General features: G+C 73.3%; 27 protein-coding genes. 11 read left to right on the top strand and 16 right to left on the bottom strand.

Annotated elements, in window-relative coordinates; genetic code table 11:
* Nucleotides 1–42: 42 nt before the first annotated feature.
* On the top strand, nucleotides 43–1,377 hold the full coding sequence (locus G5V58_RS24870) for an MFS transporter (protein WP_165238238.1): 1,335 nt from the start codon (nucleotides 43–45) through the stop codon (nucleotides 1,375–1,377).
* Nucleotides 1,268–2,143, top strand: coding sequence for an Fpg/Nei family DNA glycosylase (locus tag G5V58_RS24865; protein WP_165238236.1), 876 nt, complete (start codon nucleotides 1,268–1,270; stop codon nucleotides 2,141–2,143). Before G5V58_RS24870 ends, G5V58_RS24865 begins: the two co-directional genes overlap by 110 nt.
* On the opposite strand, the gene G5V58_RS24860 is transcribed toward G5V58_RS24865, so the two are convergent.
* Together G5V58_RS24860 and G5V58_RS24855 are read right to left on the bottom strand one after the other, a co-directional pair.
* On the bottom strand, nucleotides 2,088–2,522 hold the full coding sequence (locus tag G5V58_RS24860; RefSeq protein WP_165238234.1) for a histidine kinase dimerization/phospho-acceptor domain-containing protein: 435 nt from the start codon (nucleotides 2,520–2,522) through the stop codon (nucleotides 2,088–2,090). The genes G5V58_RS24865 and G5V58_RS24860 overlap by 56 nt on opposite strands.
* Nucleotides 2,523–2,832: 310 nt before the next feature.
* Complete coding sequence (locus tag G5V58_RS24855; protein WP_230486945.1) at nucleotides 2,833–3,801, bottom strand: helix-turn-helix transcriptional regulator; 969 nt, start codon at nucleotides 3,799–3,801, stop codon at nucleotides 2,833–2,835.
* A 63-nt stretch (nucleotides 3,802–3,864) separates the two neighbouring features.
* Here G5V58_RS24855 and G5V58_RS24850 point away from each other — a divergent pair, with 63 nt between their 5' ends.
* Genes G5V58_RS24850 through G5V58_RS24840 form a run of 3 tightly spaced genes read left to right on the top strand, consistent with a single transcriptional unit; the run spans nucleotide 3,865 to nucleotide 6,422 of the window.
* Nucleotides 3,865–4,878 (top strand): ATP-binding cassette domain-containing protein, encoded by a 1,014-nt coding sequence (locus G5V58_RS24850; protein ID WP_165238231.1) that lies wholly within the window; start codon nucleotides 3,865–3,867, stop codon nucleotides 4,876–4,878.
* Complete coding sequence (locus tag G5V58_RS24845; protein ID WP_165238229.1) at nucleotides 4,875–5,630, top strand: ABC transporter permease; 756 nt, start codon at nucleotides 4,875–4,877, stop codon at nucleotides 5,628–5,630. Before G5V58_RS24850 ends, G5V58_RS24845 begins: the two co-directional genes overlap by 4 nt.
* Before the next feature lie 39 nt (nucleotides 5,631–5,669).
* Nucleotides 5,670–6,422, top strand: coding sequence for a hypothetical protein (locus G5V58_RS24840; RefSeq protein ID WP_230486944.1), 753 nt, complete (start codon nucleotides 5,670–5,672; stop codon nucleotides 6,420–6,422).
* Here the strand turns inward: G5V58_RS24840 and G5V58_RS24835 are convergent.
* The 6 genes from G5V58_RS24835 to G5V58_RS24810 all read right to left on the bottom strand — a co-directional run bounded on the left by G5V58_RS24835 (nucleotide 6,415) and on the right by G5V58_RS24810 (nucleotide 11,970).
* Nucleotides 6,415–7,113: an alpha/beta hydrolase gene (locus G5V58_RS24835; RefSeq protein WP_230486943.1), complete on the bottom strand. Its 699-nt coding sequence runs from the start codon at nucleotides 7,111–7,113 to the stop codon at nucleotides 6,415–6,417. The genes G5V58_RS24840 and G5V58_RS24835 overlap by 8 nt on opposite strands.
* Before the next feature lie 87 nt (nucleotides 7,114–7,200).
* Nucleotides 7,201–7,773, bottom strand: coding sequence for a hypothetical protein (locus G5V58_RS24830; protein WP_165238225.1), 573 nt, complete (start codon nucleotides 7,771–7,773; stop codon nucleotides 7,201–7,203).
* A gap of 79 nt (nucleotides 7,774–7,852) precedes the next feature.
* A complete protein-coding gene (gene arfB / locus G5V58_RS24825; protein ID WP_165238223.1) occupies nucleotides 7,853–8,272 on the bottom strand; it encodes an alternative ribosome rescue aminoacyl-tRNA hydrolase ArfB in 420 nt (139 codons plus the stop codon).
* Nucleotides 8,265–10,535 (bottom strand): phosphoribosylformylglycinamidine synthase subunit PurL, encoded by a 2,271-nt coding sequence (gene purL / locus G5V58_RS24820; RefSeq protein WP_230486942.1) that lies wholly within the window; start codon nucleotides 10,533–10,535, stop codon nucleotides 8,265–8,267. Before purL ends, arfB begins: the two co-directional genes overlap by 8 nt.
* Before the next feature lie 41 nt (nucleotides 10,536–10,576).
* Nucleotides 10,577–11,395, bottom strand: a complete 819-nt coding sequence (locus tag G5V58_RS24815; RefSeq protein WP_165238221.1) for a hypothetical protein — start codon at nucleotides 11,393–11,395, stop codon at nucleotides 10,577–10,579.
* A 26-nt stretch (nucleotides 11,396–11,421) separates the two neighbouring features.
* Nucleotides 11,422–11,970: a TetR/AcrR family transcriptional regulator gene (locus G5V58_RS24810; RefSeq protein WP_165238219.1), complete on the bottom strand. Its 549-nt coding sequence runs from the start codon at nucleotides 11,968–11,970 to the stop codon at nucleotides 11,422–11,424.
* A 122-nt stretch (nucleotides 11,971–12,092) separates the two neighbouring features.
* Here G5V58_RS24810 and G5V58_RS24805 point away from each other — a divergent pair, with 122 nt between their 5' ends.
* The 4 genes from G5V58_RS24805 to G5V58_RS24790 all read left to right on the top strand — a co-directional run bounded on the left by G5V58_RS24805 (nucleotide 12,093) and on the right by G5V58_RS24790 (nucleotide 16,709).
* Nucleotides 12,093–13,565: an MFS transporter gene (locus G5V58_RS24805; RefSeq protein WP_165238217.1), complete on the top strand. Its 1,473-nt coding sequence runs from the start codon at nucleotides 12,093–12,095 to the stop codon at nucleotides 13,563–13,565.
* 178 nt (nucleotides 13,566–13,743) lie between these two features.
* Entirely contained in the window at nucleotides 13,744–15,156 is a 1,413-nt protein-coding gene (locus G5V58_RS24800) for a glycoside hydrolase domain-containing protein (protein WP_165238215.1), read from the top strand.
* 144 nt (nucleotides 15,157–15,300) lie between these two features.
* Nucleotides 15,301–16,200: a hypothetical protein gene (locus G5V58_RS24795; RefSeq protein WP_165238213.1), complete on the top strand. Its 900-nt coding sequence runs from the start codon at nucleotides 15,301–15,303 to the stop codon at nucleotides 16,198–16,200.
* A complete protein-coding gene (locus G5V58_RS24790; protein WP_165238211.1) occupies nucleotides 16,197–16,709 on the top strand; it encodes a SigE family RNA polymerase sigma factor in 513 nt (170 codons plus the stop codon). The genes G5V58_RS24795 and G5V58_RS24790 overlap by 4 nt, the downstream gene beginning before the upstream one ends.
* Here the strand turns inward: G5V58_RS24790 and purQ are convergent.
* The 3 genes from purQ to G5V58_RS24775 are packed head-to-tail and all read right to left on the bottom strand — an operon-like array spanning nucleotide 16,685 to nucleotide 17,807.
* Entirely contained in the window at nucleotides 16,685–17,362 is a 678-nt protein-coding gene (gene purQ, locus G5V58_RS24785; protein WP_165238209.1) for a phosphoribosylformylglycinamidine synthase subunit PurQ, read from the bottom strand. The two genes, G5V58_RS24790 and purQ, sit on opposite strands and share 25 nt — an antisense overlap.
* A complete protein-coding gene (gene purS, locus G5V58_RS24780; protein WP_165238207.1) occupies nucleotides 17,359–17,601 on the bottom strand; it encodes a phosphoribosylformylglycinamidine synthase subunit PurS in 243 nt (80 codons plus the stop codon). Before purS ends, purQ begins: the two co-directional genes overlap by 4 nt.
* Before the next feature lie 17 nt (nucleotides 17,602–17,618).
* Complete coding sequence (locus G5V58_RS24775; RefSeq protein ID WP_165238205.1) at nucleotides 17,619–17,807, bottom strand: hypothetical protein; 189 nt, start codon at nucleotides 17,805–17,807, stop codon at nucleotides 17,619–17,621.
* Between the two features lie 78 nt (nucleotides 17,808–17,885).
* On the opposite strand from G5V58_RS24775, the gene G5V58_RS24770 reads away from it, so the two are divergent.
* Together G5V58_RS24770 and G5V58_RS24765 are read left to right on the top strand one after the other, a co-directional pair.
* Nucleotides 17,886–18,410 (top strand): general stress protein, encoded by a 525-nt coding sequence (locus G5V58_RS24770; protein WP_165238203.1) that lies wholly within the window; start codon nucleotides 17,886–17,888, stop codon nucleotides 18,408–18,410.
* Between the two features lie 6 nt (nucleotides 18,411–18,416).
* Nucleotides 18,417–18,656, top strand: coding sequence for a hypothetical protein (locus G5V58_RS24765; RefSeq protein ID WP_165238201.1), 240 nt, complete (start codon nucleotides 18,417–18,419; stop codon nucleotides 18,654–18,656).
* On the opposite strand, the gene G5V58_RS24760 is transcribed toward G5V58_RS24765, so the two are convergent.
* The 5 genes from G5V58_RS24760 to G5V58_RS24740 are packed head-to-tail and all read right to left on the bottom strand — an operon-like array spanning nucleotide 18,653 to nucleotide 22,117.
* Nucleotides 18,653–18,985 carry a hypothetical protein gene (locus G5V58_RS24760; RefSeq protein WP_165238199.1) on the bottom strand — a complete coding sequence of 111 codons (333 nt, stop codon included), beginning with the start codon at nucleotides 18,983–18,985 and terminating at the stop codon, nucleotides 18,653–18,655. The two genes, G5V58_RS24765 and G5V58_RS24760, sit on opposite strands and share 4 nt — an antisense overlap.
* Before the next feature lie 3 nt (nucleotides 18,986–18,988).
* Nucleotides 18,989–19,225, bottom strand: a complete 237-nt coding sequence (locus tag G5V58_RS24755) for a hypothetical protein (protein WP_165238197.1) — start codon at nucleotides 19,223–19,225, stop codon at nucleotides 18,989–18,991.
* On the bottom strand, nucleotides 19,222–20,799 hold the full coding sequence (locus G5V58_RS24750) for a long-chain-fatty-acid--CoA ligase (RefSeq protein WP_165238195.1): 1,578 nt from the start codon (nucleotides 20,797–20,799) through the stop codon (nucleotides 19,222–19,224). Before G5V58_RS24750 ends, G5V58_RS24755 begins: the two co-directional genes overlap by 4 nt.
* Nucleotides 20,796–21,212: an SRPBCC family protein gene (locus G5V58_RS24745; protein ID WP_165238193.1), complete on the bottom strand. Its 417-nt coding sequence runs from the start codon at nucleotides 21,210–21,212 to the stop codon at nucleotides 20,796–20,798. Before G5V58_RS24745 ends, G5V58_RS24750 begins: the two co-directional genes overlap by 4 nt.
* Nucleotides 21,212–22,117 (bottom strand): phosphoribosylaminoimidazolesuccinocarboxamide synthase, encoded by a 906-nt coding sequence (locus G5V58_RS24740; RefSeq protein ID WP_165238191.1) that lies wholly within the window; start codon nucleotides 22,115–22,117, stop codon nucleotides 21,212–21,214. Before G5V58_RS24740 ends, G5V58_RS24745 begins: the two co-directional genes overlap by 1 nt.
* Nucleotides 22,118–22,177: the final 60 nt, after the last annotated feature.

Genomic DNA, 22,177 nt, shown 5'->3' with positions numbered 1-22,177 from the left:
CAACTATTGCGCAATAGATGGTGCGCACGTACTGTTGCGCACATGACCGGCTTCCGGGACCTGCGCCGCAACCACGACTTCACCGCGCTCTGGGTGGGCCAGACCGTCAGCGAGCTCGGCTCGGCGCTCAGCGTGTTCGTCTTCCCGCTGCTCACCTACGCGCTGACGGGCTCGACCCTGCTGGCGGCCACGGCCGGCGCGATGGACCTGCTCGGCACGGCCCTGTCCGTCCTGCCCGGCGGGCTGCTGGCCGACCGGGTGCACCGTCGCCTGGTCATGAGGAGCGCCGCCGCGGCGGGCGCGCTCCTCTACGCGTCCCTGGTCGTCGCGGGCGTCCTGGGGGCACTGACCGTCCCGCACGTCTTCGCGGTGGCGCTGCTCACGGGGGTCTGCAGCGGCGTCTTCGCCCCGGCGGAGATGTCGGCCGTGCGCTCGGTCGTGCCCACCGAGCAGCTGCCGACGGCCCTGAGCCAGCAGCAGGCGCGCCAGCACGTCGCGAACCTGCTGGGCGGGCCCGTCGGCGGCCTGCTGTACGCCGTGACCCGGTGGCTGCCCTTCCTGGTCGACGCGGTGAGCTTCGCGGCCGCCTGGGTGCTGCTCGGGCGCATCCGCACCGACTTGGCGCCCGCGCCCCGCGCGGAGGTGACCCGCCGCCGCGCCCGCGCGGAGCTGTGGGAGGGCGTGCGCTACTCCTGGCGCCAGCCCCTGTTCCGCACGCTGATGCTCTACAGCGTCGGCTCGAACCTCACCATCAACGCGGTGTTCATGGCCGCGGACCTGCGGCTGATCCAGGCCGGCTACCCCGCCTGGTCCATCGGGCTCGTCGGCACCGCCGCCGGCGTCTGTGGCATCCTGGGCGCCCTCGTGGCGCCGCGGATCATCGCGGCGCTGCCGACCGGGCGGCTCACCGTCCTGGTCGCGTGGAGCTTCGTGCCGCTCATGGTGCCGCTGGTGTTCTTCAACCACCCGGTGGCCGTGATCATCGCGCTGTCCACCGGGGTGTTCCTCAACCCGGCCGGCAACGCCGGCATGAGCTCCTACCGGATGGCGATCACCCCGCCCGAGCTGGTCGGGCGGGTGCAGTCGGTCGGGCAGTTCCTGAGCTGGTCGCTGATCCCGGCCGCGCCGATCGTCGGCGGCACGCTCCTGGCGCTGCTGGGCGGTCCGACCACCATGGCGGTGCTCGCCGGCCTCGCCGCGCTGGTCGCCCTGGTGCCGACGCTCAGCCGCAGCGTGCGCGCCGTGCCCCGGCCTGTTGAATGGCAGGGTGCCGGAGGGGGACAGCGTCTACGTCCTGGCCCGGAAGCTGGACCAGCGGCTGACGGGGCGGACGGTCGTGCGCTCGAGCCTGCGGGTGCCCCGGCTGGCCACGCGTGACCTGGCCGGCCGCACGGTCCTCGAGCAGGCCACCCACGGCAAGCACCTGCTGACCCGCTTCTCCGGCGGCGCGACGCTGCACAGCCACCTGCTCATGGACGGCGAGTGGAGTGTGGTCCGCCCGGGCAAGGTCCTCCCCCGCCGGCTCATGCCCGAGGTGCGGGTCGAGCTGGAGACCGAGCAGGGCTGGACGGCGTACGGCATCCGGCTGCACCAGCTCGAGCTCGTGCCCACCGCCGAGGAGCACCGGCTGGTGGGCCACCTCGGCCCGGACCCGCTGCGGGCGGACTGGGACCCCGACGAGGCGGTGCGCCGCCTGCTGGCCGACCCGAGCCGGCCGCTGGTGTCCGCGCTGCTCGACCAGACGCTGGTCGCCGGGCTCGGCAACCTGTGGGTCAACGAGCTGGCCTTCCTGGTCGGCCGCAGCCCGTGGACGCCGATCGGCGAGCTCGGCCCCGACGGCGTGCGCCGGCTGCTCGACCGCGCGGCCGTGGCCCTGCACCACTCGGCCACCGTGCCGGGCGCCTTCCAGGTCACGACCGGGCGCAACGTGCGCGGCGAGGACCACTGGGTGTCCGGGCGGCAACGGCGCCCGTGCCTGCGGTGCGGGACGACCGTGCTCATGGCCGACGAGCTCGTCAACGACCCGGACAACCGGCGCACCTGGTGGTGCCCGCACTGCCAGCCCGGGCCGGGTCCGGAGGCGCGGGTCAGGCGGAGTGTCGCGGGCGGCGGTCGACCGGCAGGTCGCCCTCCTCGCAGCTGACCAGCTCGGAGGCCTCGAGCACCAGGTCGCGCAGCTTCCAGGCCGAGCGCTCGACGGCCTGCAGCCACTTGGCCAGCTCCGGGTCGAGGTCACTCGCGTGATCGCGGATCAGCTCGGCGTGGCCGAGCAGCGCCGCCAGCGGGGTGCGGAACTCGTGGTTGATGGTGGCCACCAGCCGCTGGCGCAGCGCCTCGGCGCGCTGGGCGGCCAGGGTCTCGGCGGTCACGTCGTGGGCGATGACGACCGCCCCCGTGATGCGGTCGCCGTCGAGGAGCGGAGCCCCGTTGCACCGCAGGTAGATCAGCGCGTCGTCGTGGTCGCGGGCCGCCACCACGGCATCGCGGACGAACTCGCCGGCGCGGGCCCGCGCGAGCGGCATCTCCTCGGTCGGCAGGGGGGGTCACGCCGTCGACCCGGTAGAGCCGGAACACCGCGGGCAGGTCCACCTCGTCGAGCGGCTCGAAGCACAGCCCGAACAGGTCCTGGAGCGCGCGGCTGAGCAGGGTCAGCCGACCCTCGGCGTCGCACGCGATGAGGGCCACACCCGTGCGCTCCACGGCCTCGTGGAGCGGCACGCCCTTGAGGGACTCCAGGGACCCGAGTGTCCCGTGCATGCAGACCTCCTCACCAGTGCGGGTGCTGATACCCCTAGAGGTATGTGGCAAACCTCAGTGTGCCAGTCGTGGACCTCACGCGGGCGTGCTCGTGGGCTGACCACCCGACACGGTGAACCGGGCGCCGGTACGCCGCACCAGGTCGCGCAGCTCCGGCGGCGACTCGACCGTGCACGCCGCGTCCGTGGTGGCCAGCACGAACAGCGGCCAGTCCAGGCTGTCGACGTTCATCTCGAGCACGGCCCGCCCGGGCTCGCCGGTGACCTGGGCCCACCGGCCCACCCGCGCCGCCAGGTCGGCGGGGTCGGCGTCGAAGACCACCCGCACGGCGTACCGCTGGGGCATCCGGCGGATGCCGGCCTGCACGAAGGTGAGCGCGTCGGCCGCCGGCAACGCGCGGGGCCGGAACGTGTGGCCGCTGGTGCGCGGCTCGCTGATCCGGTCCACGCGGAAGGAGCGCCAGTCCTGGCGGTCGCGGTCGTAGGCCACGAGGTACCACCGCCGGCCCATCGAGACCATCCGGTGCGGCTCCACCCAGCGCTCGGTCGGCTCGCTCTCCCGTGCGGTGTAGGTGAAGTGCACCGGCTCGCTGTCGCGGCAGGCCTGGGCCAGCGTGGACAGCAAGGCCGGGTCCAGGGTCGGACCGCCGGAGAACGGCAGCCGCTCGGTCTGCGAGCGGAGCGCGTCCATCTGGCGCCGCAGCCGCGGCGGCATCAGGGCGATGACCTTGGACATCGCCTGGATGCTGGTCTCCTCCAGCCCGGGCGTGCCACCGGCGGCCGCGGCCTGCAGGCTGACCGCGACCGCGACGGCCTCGTCGTCCTCCAGCAGCAGTGGCGGCAGCCGGCCGCCGGCCCGGAGCTGGTACCCGCCGGACACCCCGCGGGCCGCGTCCACGACGTACCCGAGCTCGCGCAGCCGGTCCACGTCGCGACGCAGGGTCCGCGGGCTCACCTCGAGGCGGTCGGCCAGCTCACCGCCGGGCCAGTAGCGGTGGGTCTGGAGCAGCGAGAGCAACCGCAGCATGCGGGCGCTGGTGTTCACGTCGTCCAGACTAGATCCGATTGCGGCCAGGATCTGACCTGTTTGATCCCTAGCGTTCTCGTCATGACCACACAGCAGCTGTCCGGGCCGGTGATCCGCACGCAGGGGCTCACCCGCCACTTCACGCGACACAAGAAGACCGTCGAGGCGGTCCGTGGACTCGACCTCGAGGTAGGCCACGGGGAGCTCGTCGCCTTCCTCGGTCCCAACGGCGCCGGCAAGTCCACGACGCTGCGGATGCTCACCACGCTCATCGAGCCGACCGCGGGCACCGCCGAGGTGGCCGGGTACGACGTGGTGCGCCAGCGCGGCCAGGTCCGGCGCAGCATCGGGTACGTCGGGCAGGGCAACGCCGCCGGCCACGCCCAGCGCGGCCGTGACGAGCTGGTCAGCCAGGCGCGGGCCTTCCAGATGACGCGCCGGCAGGCGCACGCCCGCGCCGACGAGCTGCTCGACGCCTTCGACCTCACCGAGCACGCCGACCGGCCGGTCTCGACCCTGTCGGGGGGCCAGCGGCGCCGCCTCGACGTGGCCATCGGGCTGGTGCACACGCCGACGCTGCTCTTCCTGGACGAGCCCTCCACCGGGCTGGACCCGCAGAACCGGGTCAACCTCCAGGAGCAGGTCCGCCGGCTGAACGACGAGCAGGGCACGACGATCGTGCTGACCACGCACTACCTCGAGGAGGCCGACGCGATCGCCGACCGCGTCGTGGTCATCGACCACGGCCGGGTGATCGCCGACGACAGCGCGGCCCGGCTGAAGTCCGGGCTCGGCGACCTGGTCGTCCTCGGCTTCGAGTCCGAGCCCGCCGCGGCCTCGGCCGCGCGCCGGGTCGGGCTGCTGGCCGGCGCGGCCGTGACCGTGGCGGACGCCGAGGTGCGGCTCCGGGTCGCCCACGGACGGGACCTGGCGCCCGGGATCGTCGTCGACCTCGCGCGGGCCGGTCTCGACGTGCGCCGCATCGAGGTGGTCGGGCCGACGCTCGACGACGTGTTCCTCGACCTCACCGGCCGGTCCCTGCGCGAGACCGCCACGGACTCGGCCGAGCCGACCCTCGAGGAGGTGGCGGCATGAGCAGCGTGACCTCGGTGGCCGCCGACACCTGGAACGTGATGAACCGCGAGCTCAAGCCGGTGTGGCGCGAGCCCGCGTCGGTGCTGTTCGCGATGGTGCAGCCGCTGGTCTTCCTCGGGCTGTTCGCGCCCTTGCTGCCGGACCGCCCGGGCGGCTCGGCCCTGCAGTGGTTCGTGCCCGGCATCATCGCCATGACCGCGCTCATGGGGGCGTCGTTCACCGGCGCCAACCTGACCACGGAGATCATGACCGGCTCGCACGAGCGGATGCTGGTCTCGCCGCTCTCGCGCTCCTCGCTGCTCATCGGCCGCGCGCTCAAGGAGGTGGTGCCGATGCTGCTGCAGACCGCGCTGATCCTCGCGGTCGTGACGCCGTTCAGCTTCGACCTGCACCTGGGCCACGTGCTCGTCGGCGTCGTGGTGCTGGCCGGCTTCAGCGTCGGGATCGGCTCGCTGAGCTTCGCCCTGGCCCTGGTGGCCAAGGACCAGGAGTGGCTGTTCTGGACCGTGCAGCAGACGCTGGTCTTCCCGGTCCTGCTCCTGGCCGGCGTGCTCCTCCCGCTCGACGGCGCACCCGGCTGGCTGCGCACCGCCTCCGACCTCAACCCGCTGACCTACGTGGTCGAGGCCGAGCGCGCGCTGTTCGCCGGCACCTTCCCGGCCGCCACCGTCGCGTACGGCGCGCTGGCCTCCGCGCTCGTCGCGGCGTTCGGGCTGTGGGTCGGGCTCAAGGCGATGCGCTCGTCCAACTAGGTCCTCCGCGTCGCGGCCGCAGCACCCTAGGCTGCGGCCGTGACGTCGGCGCTGCACGAACCGCTGGAGGCGCCCGCGGTCAAGGAGACCGTCGAGGAGCTGTACGGGCGGATCGAGGCGCGCTTCCCCACCCGGGGGTTGCTCAAGGTGTGCGGGGACCTCGGCCAGCTGGTCGACGAGGTGGAGGTCGCCTCCGGCGTCGGGCACCGGCAGATCCGGGTCGCGCGGGCGGTCTCGCGGGTGGCGATCGTCCTCGTGGCCGCGATCACCGGGCTGGCCATCGTGCTGGCCGCCAAGGACGTGGCCACCGGCGACGTGGACAACTTCATCGACGGCCTCAGCATCGCCGAGACCGCGATCAGCGACCTGGTCTACGCCTCGATCGCGATCTTCTTCCTCTGGGCGCTGCCCGAGCGGCTCCAGCGCAGCAAGCTGCTCAACCTGCTGCACCAGCTCCGCTCCACCGCGCACGTCATCGACATGCACCAGCTCACCAAGGACCCCGAGCAGCTCAAGCCGAGCTTCGTCTCGACCGCGAAGAGCAAGCCGCTGGACCTGGACCGCGACCAGATGGAGCGCTACCTCGACTACTGCTCGGAGCTGCTGAGCCTGGTCGGCAAGACCGCCGCGCTCTGCGCCGAGGAGTCGCGCGACAGCCTGGTCCTCGAGACCGTCTCCACGGTCGAGAACCTCACCGTCGGGCTGTCCCGCAAGATCTGGCAGAAGATCTCGAACCTGCCGCCCGGCGAGCCGCGTGAGCCCGTGCCCGTGCAGGTCGCCGGCGTCAGCTGAGCTGCTCCAGGAGGTCGACGGTCCGCGCCCACGCCGTCGAGGCCGTGTCGATGACCACGAAGTGGTCGCCCGCGACCTCCACCAGCTCGGCCTGCGCGCCCGCGGCCGTGGCCGCCGCGACGTAGGACTGCGACTGGCTGATCGGCACGATCTCGTCGGCGGTGCCGTGCACGCACCAGACCGGTACGCCGAGCGGCACCTGCTGGACCGGGTCCACCGTGGCGTCGATGGGCGCCTCCCCCAGGAAAGCGCGGACCGCGCCGTCGCCCAGGCCCTCCGCGTCGGCCGCGACCAGGTCCACGACGCCCGCCTGGCTGATCACGTGCGTCACCGCCTCGACCGCGCTGCCCGCCCACGTGGCCAGGTGGCCGCCGGCGGAGTGGCCGAGCGTCACCACCGGCCCTGCCCCGAGCTCGACCGCCGCAATCGCCGCCCGCACGTCGTCGAGCGTCTGCGGCACTCCGCCACCGTTGCCGACCCGGCGGTACTCGGTGTTCACCACCGTCCACCCGCGCGTCGCCAGGTCGCGGGCCAGCGGGCGGCCGAGGTCCAGGTCGTACGCCGCGCGCCAGAACCCCCCGTGGATGACGACCACCGTCCCGCGCGAGGCGCCCTCGGGCCGGGTGAGCTCGACGTACTGGCTCGGGTCGTCGCCGTACCGGATCGTCTCGGGGCCGCTCGTCGTCGTCACCCGCTCATCCTCGCCGCAGGCCACGAGGACGGCAGCGGCACCCGCCCCGAGGAGCAGAGTCCGCCGCCGCACCCGGCCAGTCTGCCCTCAACCCGCCTGGACGATGGTCCAGCTCTTGGCGCCGGGCTGGCCGAGGTTCGTCGGCAGCGAGGCGCCGTTGCAGGTGATGCCCACACGGCCGGCGTGCACGCCCTTGGTCAGGTCGAGGGTCGCGGTCAGCTGCACCGAGCGGTCGTTGGCCGGCGCCGGCACGTTCGCGGCCGTCCCCGGGACCGGCACGTTGTCGATGTACAGGCCGATGGCGGGCCGGTCGGCGCTGCCGTCGCAGTCGGCGCCGATGGTCGGGATGAAGACGGTGACGCTCGTGCGCCCGGTGCCGGGGAGGCTGAAGTCGTAGGGCGCCACGCTCACCACGTCGGGCGCCGCGGGCGGCGTGCCGAGGCCGAGGTTGGTGCTCTGCACGTAGGTCGCCTTCTTGAGGTCCTTGGGCTTGACCGAGCCGTTCTTGATCTTGTTCGAGGTCACGGCGTTCTTGTGGATCTTGGCCGCGGTGACGGAGTTGTTCGGGATCGCCGAGGCGGCGTACGCCGTGCCGGTGCTGAGGGCGACGCCGAGGGCGACGTAGGCGACCGCGTTGCGGCGCAGGTGGTTCAGGATCATCGGGGACCTCCACGAGACGGCGTCAGGCGGGGTGCCGGCGCTCACTGGCTCTGACGCTGCCCCCGGTCGATCGGTTGGGTCAAGCGTCGTAGCGACCCTGACGCCCGCGCTTGGTCTCGCCGCGCCGCTTCTTCTCGGCGATCCGGCGCTCCTGGGAGCCGCGCGTGGGGCGGGTGGGCCGGCGCTTGCGGGGCGGTGGCGCGGCGGCCCGGCGCAGCACCTCGGCCAGCCGCTCGCGCGCCGCCCGGCGGTTGTCGAGCTGGGCGCGGTGCTCGCTCGCGGTCACGGTGAGGACGCCGTCGACGAGGCGGCCGGCCAGCCGGTCGAGCAGCCGGGCGCGGACGCGGGCCGGGGCGCGGGTGACGTCGTAGGACAGCTCGACGCGGGAGTCGGTGGTGTTGACGCCCTGGCCGCCCGGGCCCGAGCTGCGCGAGAACCGCTCGTGCAGGTCGCCGGCCGGGATGGCCCAGCCGTCGGTGACGACGAGGTCGTCAGGCACCCAGCGCGTCCGGCAGCGTGCGGGTCCAGGTGTCGCGCAGCAGCTCGAGGTCGACGTCGAACTGCCCGTCGACCACGAGCGCCCCGCCGCCGGTGGTGCCGAGCTCGGTGGTCGGTACGCCGTGCTGCGCGGCCAGCGCGGTCAGCCGGTCCAGGTCGGCTTCGGGGACGGTGACGACGACCCGGCCGGCGGACTCGGAGAACAGCGCGACGAAGGGGTCGCCGTCGAGGGAGACGGAGACGCCGACCCCGTGGCGGAGCGTGGACTCGACCAGCGCCTGGGCCAGCCCGCCCTCGGAGAGGTCGTGCGCGGAGCTGACCAGCCCGACCGCGGTCTGCAGCACGGTCGCGAGTGCCTGCTCGTGGGCGAGCGAGACGACGGGCGGGGTGCCGCCGAGGTGCTGGTGGACGACGTGCGCCCACTCCGAGCCGGAGAGCTCCTCGCGGGTCTCGCCGAGGAGCACGACGCGCTCGCCGGCGGCCGGGAAGCCGGTCGGGGTGCGCCGCTCGACGTCGTCGATGACGCCGAGGACGGCGACGACGGGGGTGGGGAGGATCGCGGTCTCGCCGGTCTGGTTGTAGAGGCTGACGTTGCCCCCGGTGACGGGCACGCCGAGGGCGAGGCAGCCGTCCTTGAGGCCGCGGCAGGCCTCGGCGAACTGCCACATGACGCCCGGGTCCTCGGGCGAGCCGAAGTTGAGGCAGTCGGAGATGGCCAGCGGGGTCGCGCCGCCGGTCGCCACGTTGCGGTAGGCCTCCGCCAGCGCGAGCTGCGCACCGGCGTACGGGTCGAGGGCGGCGAAGCGGCCGTTGCAGTCCGTCGCGACGGAGACCCCGAGCCCCGTCTCCTCGTCCACGCGGACCATCCCGCTGTCCGACGGCTGGGCGAGCACCGTGTTGCCGCGCACGTAGCGGTCGTACTGGTCGGTGATCCACGACTTGTCGCACAGGTTCGGCGAGCCGGCCAGCCGCAGCAGCGTCGCGCGCAGCTCCTCGCCGCCCACCGGCCGCGGCAGGGCCTCGGCGCGGTCGGCCTGGAGCGCGTCCTGGGCGTCGGGGCGGGCGAAGGCGCGCTGGTACGTCGGCCCGTCGTGCGCCACCGAGCGCGGCGGGACGTCCACCACGCGCTCGCCGTGCCAGTCGACCTGGAGCCGACCGGTCTCGGTGACCTCGCCGACGACGGTGGCGTCGACCTCCCACTTCGCGCAGATGGCGAGGAACTGCTCGACGTCGCCGGGCTCGACCACGGCCATCATCCGCTCCTGCGACTCGCTCATGAGGATCTCCTCGGGGGCGAGCGTGGAGTCGCGCAGCGGGACCAGGTCGAGGTCGACGTGCATGCCGCCGTCGCCGGCGGAGGCCAGCTCGGACGTGGCGCACGAGAGGCCCGCACCGCCGAGGTCCTGGATGCCCGCGACGATGCCGGCCTGGAACAGCTCGAGGGTGCACTCGATGAGCAGCTTCTCCATGAACGGGTCGCCGACCTGCACGCTGGGCCGCTTGGCCGGACCGGTCGCGTCGAAGGTCTCCGAGGCGAGCACCGAGACGCCGCCGATGCCGTCGCCGCCGGTCTTGGCGCCGTACAGGACGACCTGGTTGCCCTCGCCGCTGGCCTTGGCCAGGTGCAGGTCCTCGTGGCGCAGCACGCCGACGCAGAGCGCGTTGACCAGCGGGTTGCCGAGGTAGGACGGGTCGAAGACCGCCTCGCCGCCGATGTTGGGCAGCCCGAGGCAGTTGCCGTAGCCACCGACGCCGGCCACGATCCCGGGCAGCACGCGGTGGGTGTCGTCGGCGTCGAGCGGGCCGAACCGCAGCGGGTCCATGACCGCCACCGGTCGGGCGCCCATGGCCAGGATGTCGCGGACGATGCCGCCCACGCCGGTCGCGGCGCCCTGGTAGGGCTCGACGTACGACGGGTGGTTGTGCGACTCGACCTTGAACGTGACCGCGTAGCCCTGGCCGATGTCGATGACGCCGGCGTTCTCGCCGATGCCGGCCAGCATCCTCCCGGCCGGCGTCTCCTGGGGGATCTCCGAGAACTGCTTGAGGTGGACCTTCGAGCTCTTGTAGGAGCAGTGCTCGGACCACATCACGCTGTACATGGCCAGCTCCGAGCTGGTCGGCCGGCGCCCGAGGATCTCGCGGATGCGGGCGTACTCGTCGGCCTTGAGCCCGAGGTCGGCCCACGGCTGCTCGCGGTTCGGGTCCTCGGTCGCGACGGCGACGGTGTCGAGGGCGGAGATGGTCGGCGCGGCCTCAGGCACGGCGACAATCTACCGGCGCCGCGCGGCCGGCGAGCGCCGGCTCAGCCGGCCTGGACGCCGCGCAGCTGCGCGGCCGGTCGCTGCGCGAGCGCCGTGAGGTCCTCGGGCGCGAGCTGGGTGCCCGCCGGGGCGGTGATGGTCTGGCTCAGCCCGACCTCGGCGTAGAGCTGGACGAGCTTGAGCGTGCCGTCGGTGGTGCCGCTGAACCGGGAGCCGGCGGCGTCCTGCTGGGTCGTGGCCAGGCCCTGGCCGGTGAAGAACGCGACCGCGGCCTCGACCGACTGCCACTCGTAGTAGCCGACCTGGACCTTGGCGCCGCTGGTCAGCACGTGGCGGCACACGATGCGCAGCAGCGCGCCGTCCTTGCGGCTGTACTGCGCCGGACCGCAGCGCTCAGTGGCCATCGACGGGTAGGCGTAGCGCAGCCCCTCCTCGCCGTGCGGCAACGAGCAGCGCTTCACCTTCGCGGCGGTCGTGCCGTCCCAGCAGGTGTACGTCGCCGCCGCGGCGCTGGGCTCGTCGGAGGCGGGTGCGGAGGTGGAGGCGGACGGCGACGAGGACGGGTCCGTGCTCTGCGCGGCCTGGCTCGGGGCGGCGGTCGGGCGCACGTCGCTGCGGTCGTCGGAGGCCGAGTCGTCGTCGCCGATGCCGCTCACGACGTAGGCGAGGCCACCGCTGATGAGCAGGCCGAGCACGACGGCCGCGACGACGGCCCACACCCACGGGTGGCCCTGGTCCGGCGTCCCGGGCGAGCCGTACTCGCGCGGCGGCGGGGCCGGGGGCGAGGAGTGCGGCGGCGGCCACGTCGATCCGCCGGACCGCTCGGACACGCCCGGACCGGCCCCCTGCTCGCTCTCCACGCGGAGTGGTCTACCCCGTGATCGGGCTATCGCACCAGTCCGTCGGCCACGACCTCGAGCATCGGACGCACCGCGGCCTGGTCGAGCTCGGCCTGGTCGGCCACCGTCGCGACCCCGCCGACGAGACGGCAGACCTGGAGCGTGTCGACGCCCTGCTTGAGCACGCCCTCCTCGCGGAGCCGGCCGACGACCCGCTCGCTGGCCGAGGCGAGGACCTGGCACTTGGTGTTGATCGGCGAGTCCGGGTCGCCCATGGCCGAGGTGATCTTGGCCGGGCCACCCTTGTGCAGGCTGATGAGCGCGACGTACTGCTCGAACCACGCCAGCAGGAGGTCGCGCGGCGAGCCCTCGTGGGTCAGCGCCTTGTCCGCGGCCTCGTCGACGCGGTCCATCCAGTTCTGCATGATCGCGTCGAGCAGGGCGTCGCGGGTGGGGAAGTGCCGGTAGAGCGTGCCCGGGCCCACGCCCGCGCGCTTGGCGACGGTGTCGAGGGAGGCGTCGTACCCCTGCTCGCGGAAGACCTCGCGAGCGACCTCGACGATCCGGTCGTAGTTGCGCTTGGCGTCGGCGCGCACGGCGAATTTCCTTTCGGGCTTGCTAAGCGGAGACAGTCTCCGTATCGTGGTGCGGGAACCGGAGAAACCCTCCGGATCAAAGAGTACCTCGGCCGATCCGGCCAGAACAGGACCTCTGCTCCATGACTTCCAGCCTCACCTCTCCCGCTCGGACCACCCGTCCGGTCGACCTCCCCGACAACGCCGGGCGCGCCGCGATGGGCATCGCCCTCGTGCTGACCGCCCAGCTCATGTTCATCCTCGACGCGACGGTCGTGAACGTCGCGCTGCCCAAGATCGACGCGGACCTCGGCTTCGGCCCGGCCTCGCTGTCGTGGGTCCTCAACGGCTTCACCCTCGCCTTCGGCGGCCTGCTGCTCCTCGGCGGCCGGCTCGGTGACGTGTTCGGGCGGCGCCGGATGTTCCTCTCCGGCGTCCTCGTCTTCACCGTGGCCTCGCTGCTCGGCGGCCTGGCCGGCACGCCGGAGCTCCTGGTCGGCGCCCGCGCCCTCCAGGGCGTCGGGGCGGCGATGGCCGCCCCCGGCGTCCTGGCCCTGCTCACCACCAGCGCCCCCGACGAGCCGGCCCGGCTCCGGGCGCTCGCGCTCTTCGGCGCCGTCTCCTCCGGCGGCATGTCACTGGGGCTGCTGCTCGGCGGCTTCCTCACCGACATCGGCTCGTGGCGCTGGACGCTGTTCATCAACGTCCCGATCGGGCTGGCCATCCTGGCCCTCACGAGGCGCTACGTCGACGAGACCGCGCGCCGTCCCGGCCGCTTCGACGTGGTCGGCGCGATCAGCGCGACCGGCGGTGCGGTGGCCATCGTGTGGACGCTCATCAACGTCCCCGAGCACGGCTGGACCTCGGCCCGCACCGTCCTCGGCTTCGTCCTGGGTGCCGCGCTGCTCGGCCTGCTGGCCGTGACCGAGCGCCGGGTGGCACACCCGCTGCTGCGACCCGCCCTGCTGCGCAGCCGGCGCCGCCTCGGCGGCCTCGCGGCGATCGGCCTGGTCGTCGGCGGTCAGCTGTCGATGTTCTTCCTGGCCGTGCAGTTCATCGAGGGCGGCCTCGGCTTCGGCCCGATGGAGTCCGGGCTGGCCTTCCTCCCGCTGACCCTCGGCATCTTCGCGATGTCGCGGGTGACCCCGCGCATCATGGCCGTCGTCGGCCCGCTGCCCATGATCGCGGTCGGCGCGGTCGGACTGGCCTCGAGCTTCGCCTGGCTGAGCACGCTCAGCGCCGGTGACGACTACCTCAGCGGCGTCTTCGGCCCGATGCTCGTCAACGGCCTCTCCGCCGGGCTGCTGTTCATGCCGGTCACCTCGATCGTCCTCGGCGGTGTCGAGCCGGAGCACGCCGGCGCGGCCAGCGGTCTGCTGCAGACCTTCCAGCAGCTCGGTGGCGCGGTCGGCCTCGCGGTGATCGTCTCGGTGTACGCCGCGGGCTCGGTCCCCGGCGAGTTCCTCCCGGGTGCGCGTGCGGCGTTCCTGACCTCGGCGACCATGGCCGCCCTGGCCGGTGTCGCCGGCGTGGTCGGGCTCTACCGCCGGCGGACCCCGCGTCTCGAGCCGGTGGCCGAGGTGAGCGAGGAGGACGTCACGCCCGTCGCGGCGTAGGTGCCGCAACCCGTGTCGTTGAGCCGGGTCCGAACCACACCGGTGTGGTTCGGACCCGGTTCTGCGTCCCTCGCTAATTACAGCGTTGTAGTTGCAGCGAACCCGGTGACGGGTGTGACTGGTGTGACTTACGGTCGGTCGCGGAAAGCCCACTGACCTTCCCCCAGGAGCCTCCGTCATGCCTCGTCCGCGCGCCCTGCTCCGGGCCGCCGTCCTCGCCCTCGTCGCGTCGGTGGTGGTCGCCTCGCCGACCCCCGCGGGCGCCGACCCGACCACCGCTCCGGCCCCCGGCGCGATGCCGGCCCAGGCCGCGCAGCAGCTGGCCACCAACCCCGTGACGCCCGGTGACTACACCGGCCTCGGCTTCGACCAGTGCCTCGCGCCCGAGCAGTCCAAGATGGACGCCTGGCTGGCCTCCTCGCCGTTCCGCGCGGTCGGCATCTACATCTCCGGTCTCTCCCGCGGCTGCCGCAGCCAGCCGAACCTCACGCCCACCTGGGTCGCCACCCAGCTGGCCAACGGCTGGCGGCTGCTGCCGATCACGCTCGGCCCGCAGGCCAACTGCAGCCCGCACTTCCCGCGCTACGGCAACGACCCCGTGATCAGCGGCAAGCTGAACGCGCAGGGTCAGTACGCCCAGGCCGCCCGTCAGGGCGCCGACGAGGCCAGCACGGCCGTGGCCGCGGCCCAGGCGCTCGGCATCGTCCCGGGCAGCACGCTGTGGTACGACCTCGAGGGCTACGACGCCACCAACACCGCGTGCCGCGAGTCCTCGCTGTGGTTCCTCAGCGCGTGGACCCAGCAGCTGCACGCGCTCGGCTACGTCTCCGGCGTCTACTCCAGCGCGGGTTCCGGCATCAAGGCGCTCGACGACGCGCGGGTCGGCCGCCCCGGCACCTTCACCATGCCCGACCAGATCTGGATCGCGCGCTGGGACAACCAGGCCAACACCGAGACGTCGTACGTGCGCTCCGACGGCTGGGTGCCCGGCCGGCGGGTCAAGCAGTTCCAGGGCGGCCACGACGAGACGTGGGGCGGGGTGAAGATCAACATCGACCGCAACTACCTCGACCTGCACTCCGGCACCGCTCCGCCGCCGCCGGCCACGCCGGTCTCGCACTGCGGAGGCAAGCCCGTCGACCTCCCGAACTACCCGCGTCTCAAGGCCCCCACCCGGGGCAAGAAGCCGAACGCCGCCCAGGTGAGCGTGCTCAAGTGCTTCCTCAAGGAGTCCGGCACGTTCAAGGGCAAGGTCAGGGGCGCGTGGAGCCCGCGGCTGACCAAGGCCGTCTTCACCTGGCAGCAGCGGGTCGGGCTCAAGCGGACCGCGATGTTCTCGCGCACCGCGTGGATGACGCTGCTCGCCGCCGGCCCCACCCCGGTGCTCAACCTCGGCTCGTCCGGTGAGGACGTGCGCCGCGTGCAGCGCGCGCTCAACGCCGCCTCGCCGAAGACCGGACTCACGGTCAGCGGCAGCTACGACGCCGCCACCCAGGCCGCCGTCGCGGCGTACCAGGCCAAGAACGGCATCGGCGAGGCCGGCGTCGTGGGCGCCGGCACCTGGGCCGCCCTGCAGAGCGGCAACCGGTAGCGGGACACAGACGTCTGACCAGAGAGCGCGACGGGGGTCGCGCCCGGTCAGCGGGGAAGCGCCAGCCGGGTGAGGGACGGGGGTCCCTCACCCGGCACAGGCGTTGCGTGACAACGCCGGGGCCGCGAGGCTCGTCTACGGACCATGAACCCATCGACCCGCCTCGCCCCGGCGCTCGACGAGCGCCTGACCGGACTTCCTGCGGTGCCGCCCGAGCACTACCTCGGCGCCGGCCGCCGCGCCGTGCGCCGCCGGCGGGTCCGGCGGACCGCGGTGGCGGGCGTCCTCGTGGCGGGGGTGGTCGCGGCCGGAGCCGCCCTGCTCCCGGGCGGTGGCCCGGAGGCCGCCGTCGAGCGCCCGCCCGCGGTGGCGGCGCGCCCGGCGCCCGCCGGGCCGTCGTGGTCGACGCTGCGGGTCGAGGACGGCGTCGGTGGCATCGACAGCTTCACCACCAGTGCGATCCCGTCCTGGGCCTCGGAGTACGGGAACCACGGGCCCGCGGCCATCGCCCCGGACGGCCGGCTCTGGGTCGCGCCCGACGCCACCGTGGTCCGCACCATCGCCGACCCGGTCGTCGGTGACCCGGCGGTCACGCACTCCTACGCCGTCGAGGCGCAGGTCGAGGGCAGCCGCGTGTGGTCGTTCGTCTACCAGGAGGAGGGAGTCCCCGGGACCTTCGGCAGGCTCGACGACCCCGGCCGGTGGACCGTGGACTTCGGGATCTGGGCCGAGAACGAGGCCGCCGGCGTGACCGACGCTCCCGGGGTCGCCGAGCGGCTGGCGTCGTTCGCCGACACCCGCTCCGCCGACCTGGTCCCCGGCCCGGGCGTGACGATGGTGCGCCAGGTCGCGGGGGTCGCCCTGCCCGGGCGTCCGCTCCGGGCGCGGCGGGTCGCGGCGCAGGTGCTCGTCCAGGGACAGACCTGGTTCGTGCTGGGTGTCGGCAAGCGGGACGCGGTCGACTACTACGAGGCCTACGACGCGACGTCCGTCGGCGCGGACGACCTCGACGGGTTCGTGGCCTTCCTCAGCGAGGACGCGTGAACCGTGACGACGCGTCGTACGTCGAGTTCGTCGCCGCCTCCCAGGACCGGCTGCGGCGCATCGCCTACGCGGTGTGCGCCGACGACAACCGGGCCGAGGACGTGCTCCAGGAGGCGCTGGTGAAGCTGTACCTGGCCTGGCCGAAGGTGCGCGACCGCGGAGCCGAGGAGGCCTACGCGCGCCGGGTCATCGTCAACGCCGACCTGGACGACCGGCGCCGCCCGTGGCACCGGCGCCGGCAGCCGGTGGACCACGACGCGCTGCTCGACGTGCCCGCCGCCGCGCGCCTGCCCGTCGGCGAGCGGCTCGACCTGCTCGACGCCGTGCGCCGGCTCCCGGCGATGCAGCGGCGCACCGTGGTGCTCCGGCACTGGCTCGGGCTGTCGGTCGAGGAGACGGCGGCCGAGCTCGGGATCTCCGAGGGCACGGTCAAGAGCCACACCTCGCGCGGGCTGACCCGGCTGGGGGAGCTGCTCGACGACCCTCAGCGGGCGGAGTCGAAGAGCTGAGCGGTCAGCGAGGTGAAGAAGCCGAGCCCGTCGGTGCCGGCGCCGGTGAGCGCCTCGACCGCGTGCTCGGGGTGCGGCATGAGGCCGACGACGTTGCCGCGCTCGTTGGTGATGCCGGCGATGTCGCGCAGCGAGCCGTTGGGGTTGCCGTCGAGGTAGCGGGCCACGACCTGGCCCTCGCCCTCGATGCGGTCCAGCGTCTGCTCGTCGGCGACGAAGCCGCCCTCGCCGTTCTTGAGCACGATGGTGACCTCCTGGCCCTCGGCGTACGCCGACGTCCAGGGGGTGCGGTTGTTCTCGATGCGCAGCCGCTGGTCCTTGCAGACGAACTTGCGGTGGTCGTTGCGGATCAGCGCGCCGGGCAGCAGGTGCGACTCGCAGAGGATCTGGAAGCCGTTGCAGATGCCCAGCACGGGCAGGCCGCGCCCGGCGGCGTCGACCACCGCGCTCATCACCGGCGAGAAGCGCGAGATGGCGCCGCAGCGCAGGTAGTCGCCGTAGGAGAACCCGCCGGGCAGCACCACGGCGTCGACGCCGTGCAGCTCCTCGTCGCCGTGCCACAGCGCGACGGCCTCGTTCCCGCCGACCCGGACGGCGCGCTGCGCGTCGACGTCGTCGAGCGAGCCGGGGAAGGTGACGACGCCGACCCTCACGCCTCCACCCGTACGGTGTAGTTCTCGATCACGGGGTTGGACAGCAGCGTCTCGGCCATCTTCTCGACCTCGCCGAGCACGGCGTCGTCGACGGTGTCCAGCTCGAGCTCGAACCGCTTGCCCTGGCGGACGTCGGTGACGCCGGAGAAGCCGAGCCGGGGCAGGGCGCCGAGCACCGCCTTGCCCTGGGGGTCGAGGATCTCCGGCTTGGGCATGACGTCGACGACGACCTTCGGCACGCGAGGAGTCTATGCGGCTAGTCGGTCGCGTCGGGGTCGAGGATCGTCGCGTCGCCGTAGGACGCCGGCGGGCTGTCGGAGTCGGTGTCCAGCGACTGCGCCTGGACCGACAGGGCCAGCACCGCGGCCGACGCGGTCAGGCCGGCGGTGTGCAGGACGCGGCGGCGTCGGCGCGTGCGCTTGTCCTGCTCTGGGGGCTCCTCCACGCTCACACCCCTGAGGGTGACGGGTGATCCCAAAAGCAGGCTGAGAGCGCTCGCCGGGCCGTCCGGCAGACTGGGGCCATGAGCATGGGCACCCCCTCCGCCGGCCGGGCCGCCGCGTCCGCCTCGCCGCTCGGCCTGGACTTCCCGCAGTCACTCGCGGTCTACGACGACTACGCGGCCGCGCAGAAGACCGTCGACTTCTTGTCCGACAACAAGTTCCCGGTCGAGCAGTGCATGATCGTCGGCACCGACCTCAAGCGCATCGAGCGGATCACCGGCCGGCTCACCACGGGCCGCGTGGCCATCGGTGGCCTGGTCTCCGGCATCTGGCTCGGCCTGTTCGTCGGGCTGGTCCTGTCGCTGTTCTCCGACGGCTCGAGCTGGATCGCCACGGTGCTGGCCACCATGGTCTTCGGCGCCGCGTTCGGCGTGATCTGGGCCCTGGTCGGGTACGCCGCCACGCGCGGCCAGCGCGACTTCTCCTCGGTGACCCAGGTGGTGGCGACCAGGTACGAGGTGCTGGTCGAGCACAAGTCGGCCGCCCAGGCCCGCGAGCTGCTGGCCCAGCTGCCGGGCGCGCTGCCCGACCCGTTCGCCAACTGAGCGGGCGTGTCCGCCTCCCCTCCGCAGGACCCGGAGACGGCTGGCGGCGCTGTCCGCTACTTCGTGCGCACGCTCGCCGAGGACCTGGCGTGGATGCTGGTCCGGCTCGCCCTCGTCGCCGCGGCCGTCGCGGCCGGGGCGGTCGTCGCCGGCTGGCCGGGCGCGGCGGCGGGGCTCCTCGTGGGGCTCGTCCTCGTCGGGCTGGCCTGGGTGCTGCTGGTCGCGCGGGCGACGCGGCGGCGCTAGCCGGGACCGACGGCGGCGCCCAGCCGGGCGACCTCGCGCGCCAGCCGGCGGTCGACCAGCCGGACCTTGGCACGGTAGGCACCGACGCGCACCGAGGCGATGCCGTCCTCGGTCTCCACCGCACCACGCCGCCAGCGCCCGAGGAGCTCCTGGGGCCGGATCCCGAACCGGCCCAGTCGCAGCACGGCCACCTCGTCGGGCGTCACGACGTAGAGCAGCCGGGCGTTGAGGGTCTTGCCGGCCACCCAGGCGACGACCTCACCCGAGACGTGCGCCGCGCAGGCCTCGCCCACCGCGGCGGCGCTCGGCCGCGCGTAGAGGCCGGCCACGGCTCAGCGCTTCCCGCCGTACCGCCGGCGCTCGAGCTCGCTGGCCTGGGCGTCCTGGCGGACCCGCTGGACGATCGAGATCGGCAGCGCGACACCGAGGCCGGCCAGCACCGCGCCGATGACCGACCACGACGTGCTCGAGCCGTTGCCGGTCCAGCCCATGCCCGCGGCGGCGATGGCCACGCCGACCACGACGAGCAGCAGGGCGACGACGCAGCCGGCGACGCGGCCCGGGGTCACGACAGCTCGCGCTTGAGGATCTTGCCGGTGGCGGTCATGGGCAGGTTCGGGACGAACTCGACGACGCGGGGGTACTTGTAGCCCGCCATCTGCTCCTTGCCCCACGCGACGAGCTCGTCCTCGGTGATCGTGGCGCCGTCCTCGAGGATGACGAACGCCTTGACCTCCTCGCCGTGGCTCTCGTGCGGGACGCCGATGACCGCGGCCAGCGACACGTCGGGGTGCGACATCAGCACCTCCTCGATCTCGCGCGGGTACACGTTGTAGCCGCCGCGGATGATCATGTCCTTGGAGCGGTCGACGATGTAGTACCAGCCGTCGGCGTCGCGGCGGCCGAGGTCACCGGAGCGGAACCACCCGTCCTGGATCGCCTCCTCCGTCGCCTCGGGCCGGCCGTAGTAGCCCTTCATGATGTTGTGACCCTTGATCGCGATCTCGCCGACCGCGTCCTCGGACCACTCGACCTCGTCCCACGACTCGGGGTCGATCAGCTTCATCTCGACACCCGGCACGGGCCGGCCGATCGAGCCCACGCGCGGCTCCTCGCCGTACGGCGAGAAGGAGGCGACCGGTGACGTCTCGGAGAGCCCGTAGCCCTCGAGGATCGTCACGCCGAACTGCTCGCGGAAGTTCTTGTGCACCTCGACCGGCAGCGCGGAGCCGCCCGCCGCGGCGACGCGCAACGTGTCGCTGATCTTCTTGACGTCGACGGAGTCGCCCGCCTCCTTCAGCGCGCCGAGCAGGCCCCAGTACATCGTCGGGACCCCGGCGAAGTAGGTGATCCCCTCGCTCTGCACCAGCTGCAGCGCCGCGCCGGCCTCGAAGCGCGGCAGCATGACCACGGTCCCGCCGTACGCCGCCGCGCCGTTCTGGATGACGGTCTGGCCGAAGGAGTGGAAGAGCGGGAGGACGCACAGGAAGGTGTCGGGCTTCTCGGCGTCCGCGCCGAAGAGCGCCTCGCCGAGCTGGGCGTTGTCGCGCATGTTGCGGTGCCGCAGCTCCGCGCCCTTGGGCTGACCGGTGGTGCCGGAGGTGTAGAGGATGACCGCGGTGTCGTCCTCGTCGGTGGCCACCGTCTCGAAGGTGCCGTCCTGGCCGCCGAGGGTCTCGGCGAAGGTGGGCACGCCCTCGAACGGCGAGGCGCCGTCGAGGCCGGCGGTGATGACCACGAACGTCTCGCAGCCGTCGGCGCCCTGGAAGCCGGCGTACCCCTCCTGGCCGATGGGCAGCTCGGGGGTGCCCTCGAAGCAGAAGTAGGCCTTCGCGTCGGAGTCCTGGAGGTGGTAGGTCACCTCGCGGCCCTTGAGCAGCACGTTGAGCGGGACGACGGTGGCGCCGGCCTTGAGGATGCCCCAGTAGACGAGCGAGAAGTACGGCAGGTTGGGGCAGCTCAGCGCGACCTTGTCGCCGGGCTGGATGCCCTGGCCGACCAGGTAGCCCGCGACCATGTTGGAGACCGTGTCGACCTCGGCGTAGGTCATCCGGCGGCCCGTGGCCGGGAAGACGATCGCCTCGCGCTCGGGGTACTGCTCGGCGCTGTGCGTCAGCAGGATGGCCAGGTTGTACGACGTCACCCGGTCAACCTAGCCAACACCTGCGCGGCCCGCCGGAGGTCGGCGCCGACCGCCGGCCGCGACAGCCACGAGGCCACCGTGCCGACCGGGCCGAGGGCGTGGATGCGGAAGGAGTAGTCGACGTCGCACTGACCGTCGGGGGCGTCGAAGAACTGCAGGGTCAGGTCGGCGCGCACGAAGCGCCAGGTGCCGGACTCGCTCCACCGGGTCGGGCGGACCAGCTCGGTGGTGCGCATGTGGGCGTGCACCCCCGGCTTGGTCTCGTCGACCCAGCTCTGCCCGACGCGCGGCTCGCCCTCGACGCCGCTGACCCGGCGCAGCGAGGACTGCCACTCGGCCCGGTTGCGGGGGTCGACCAGGTAGTCGAAGGCGCGCTCCCGGCTGACCCGGAAGCGGACCCGTCCGCCCGCCATCAGAAGCGCTGACCGGTGAGCAGCTCGTAGGCCTCGACGTAGCGCTGCCGGGTGCGCTCGACCACCTCGGGCGGCAGCGGCGGCGGGGCCTCGCCCGACGACCGGTCCCACCCGGACTCCGGCGAGAGCGCCCAGTTGCGCACGATCTGCTTGTCGTACGACGGCTGCGCGCGGCCCGGGTGCCACTCGGCCGCCGGCCAGAAGCGCGAGGAGTCCGGCGTCAGCACCTCGTCGCCGAGCACCGTGGCCCCGTCCGGGCGCGCGCCGAACTCGAGCTTGGTGTCGGCCAGGATGATGCCGCGCTCGCGGGCCATCTCCTCCGCCCGGGCGTAGACCGACAGGGTCAGGCCGCGCAGCTCGGCGGCGCGCTCGGCCCCGACGGTCTGCTCGACCGCCTCGTAGGAGACGTTCTCGTCGTGGTCGCCCAGCTCGGCCTTGGTGGCCGGCGTGAAGACCGGCTCGGGCAGCCGGCTGCCGTCCTCGAGGCCGTCGGGCAGCCGGATCCCGCAGACGCTGTGGTCGGGCGCGGTGGCCCGGTAGTCCAGCAGCCCCGAGCCGGTGAGGTAGCCGCGCACGACGCACTCCACGGCGTACATGTCGAGGCGCTCGCAGACCACGGCGCGACCGCGGACCGCGTCGGGGACGTCGGTGGACAGCACGTGGTGCGGCACGATGGCCGACAGCTGGTCGAACCACCACAGCGACATCCGGGTGAGCAGCTCACCCTTGTCCGGGATCGTGGTGTCGAGGACGAAGTCGAAGATCGAGATCCGGTCGCTGGCCACCATGAGGAGCTGGCCGGCGTGCGGGCCCTCGGTGAGCTCGTAGAGGTCGCGCACCTTGCCCGAGTGCAGGTGGCGCGCGCCGGGGATCGTCGGGGCGGGTGGCAGCGTCACGGGCGGCACGTGGTCAGCCTAGGCTGCGGCGCCGGTGGCGACCCTGGGCGGGGTGTGAGCAGGGTCACC

This window comes from Nocardioides anomalus (assembly GCF_011046535.1).
Classification (GTDB): Bacteria; Actinomycetota; Actinomycetes; order Propionibacteriales; family Nocardioidaceae; genus Nocardioides; species Nocardioides anomalus.
The sequence above is the reverse complement of the archived record's forward strand: the minus strand, read 5'-3'. Positions and strand labels throughout refer to the sequence as shown.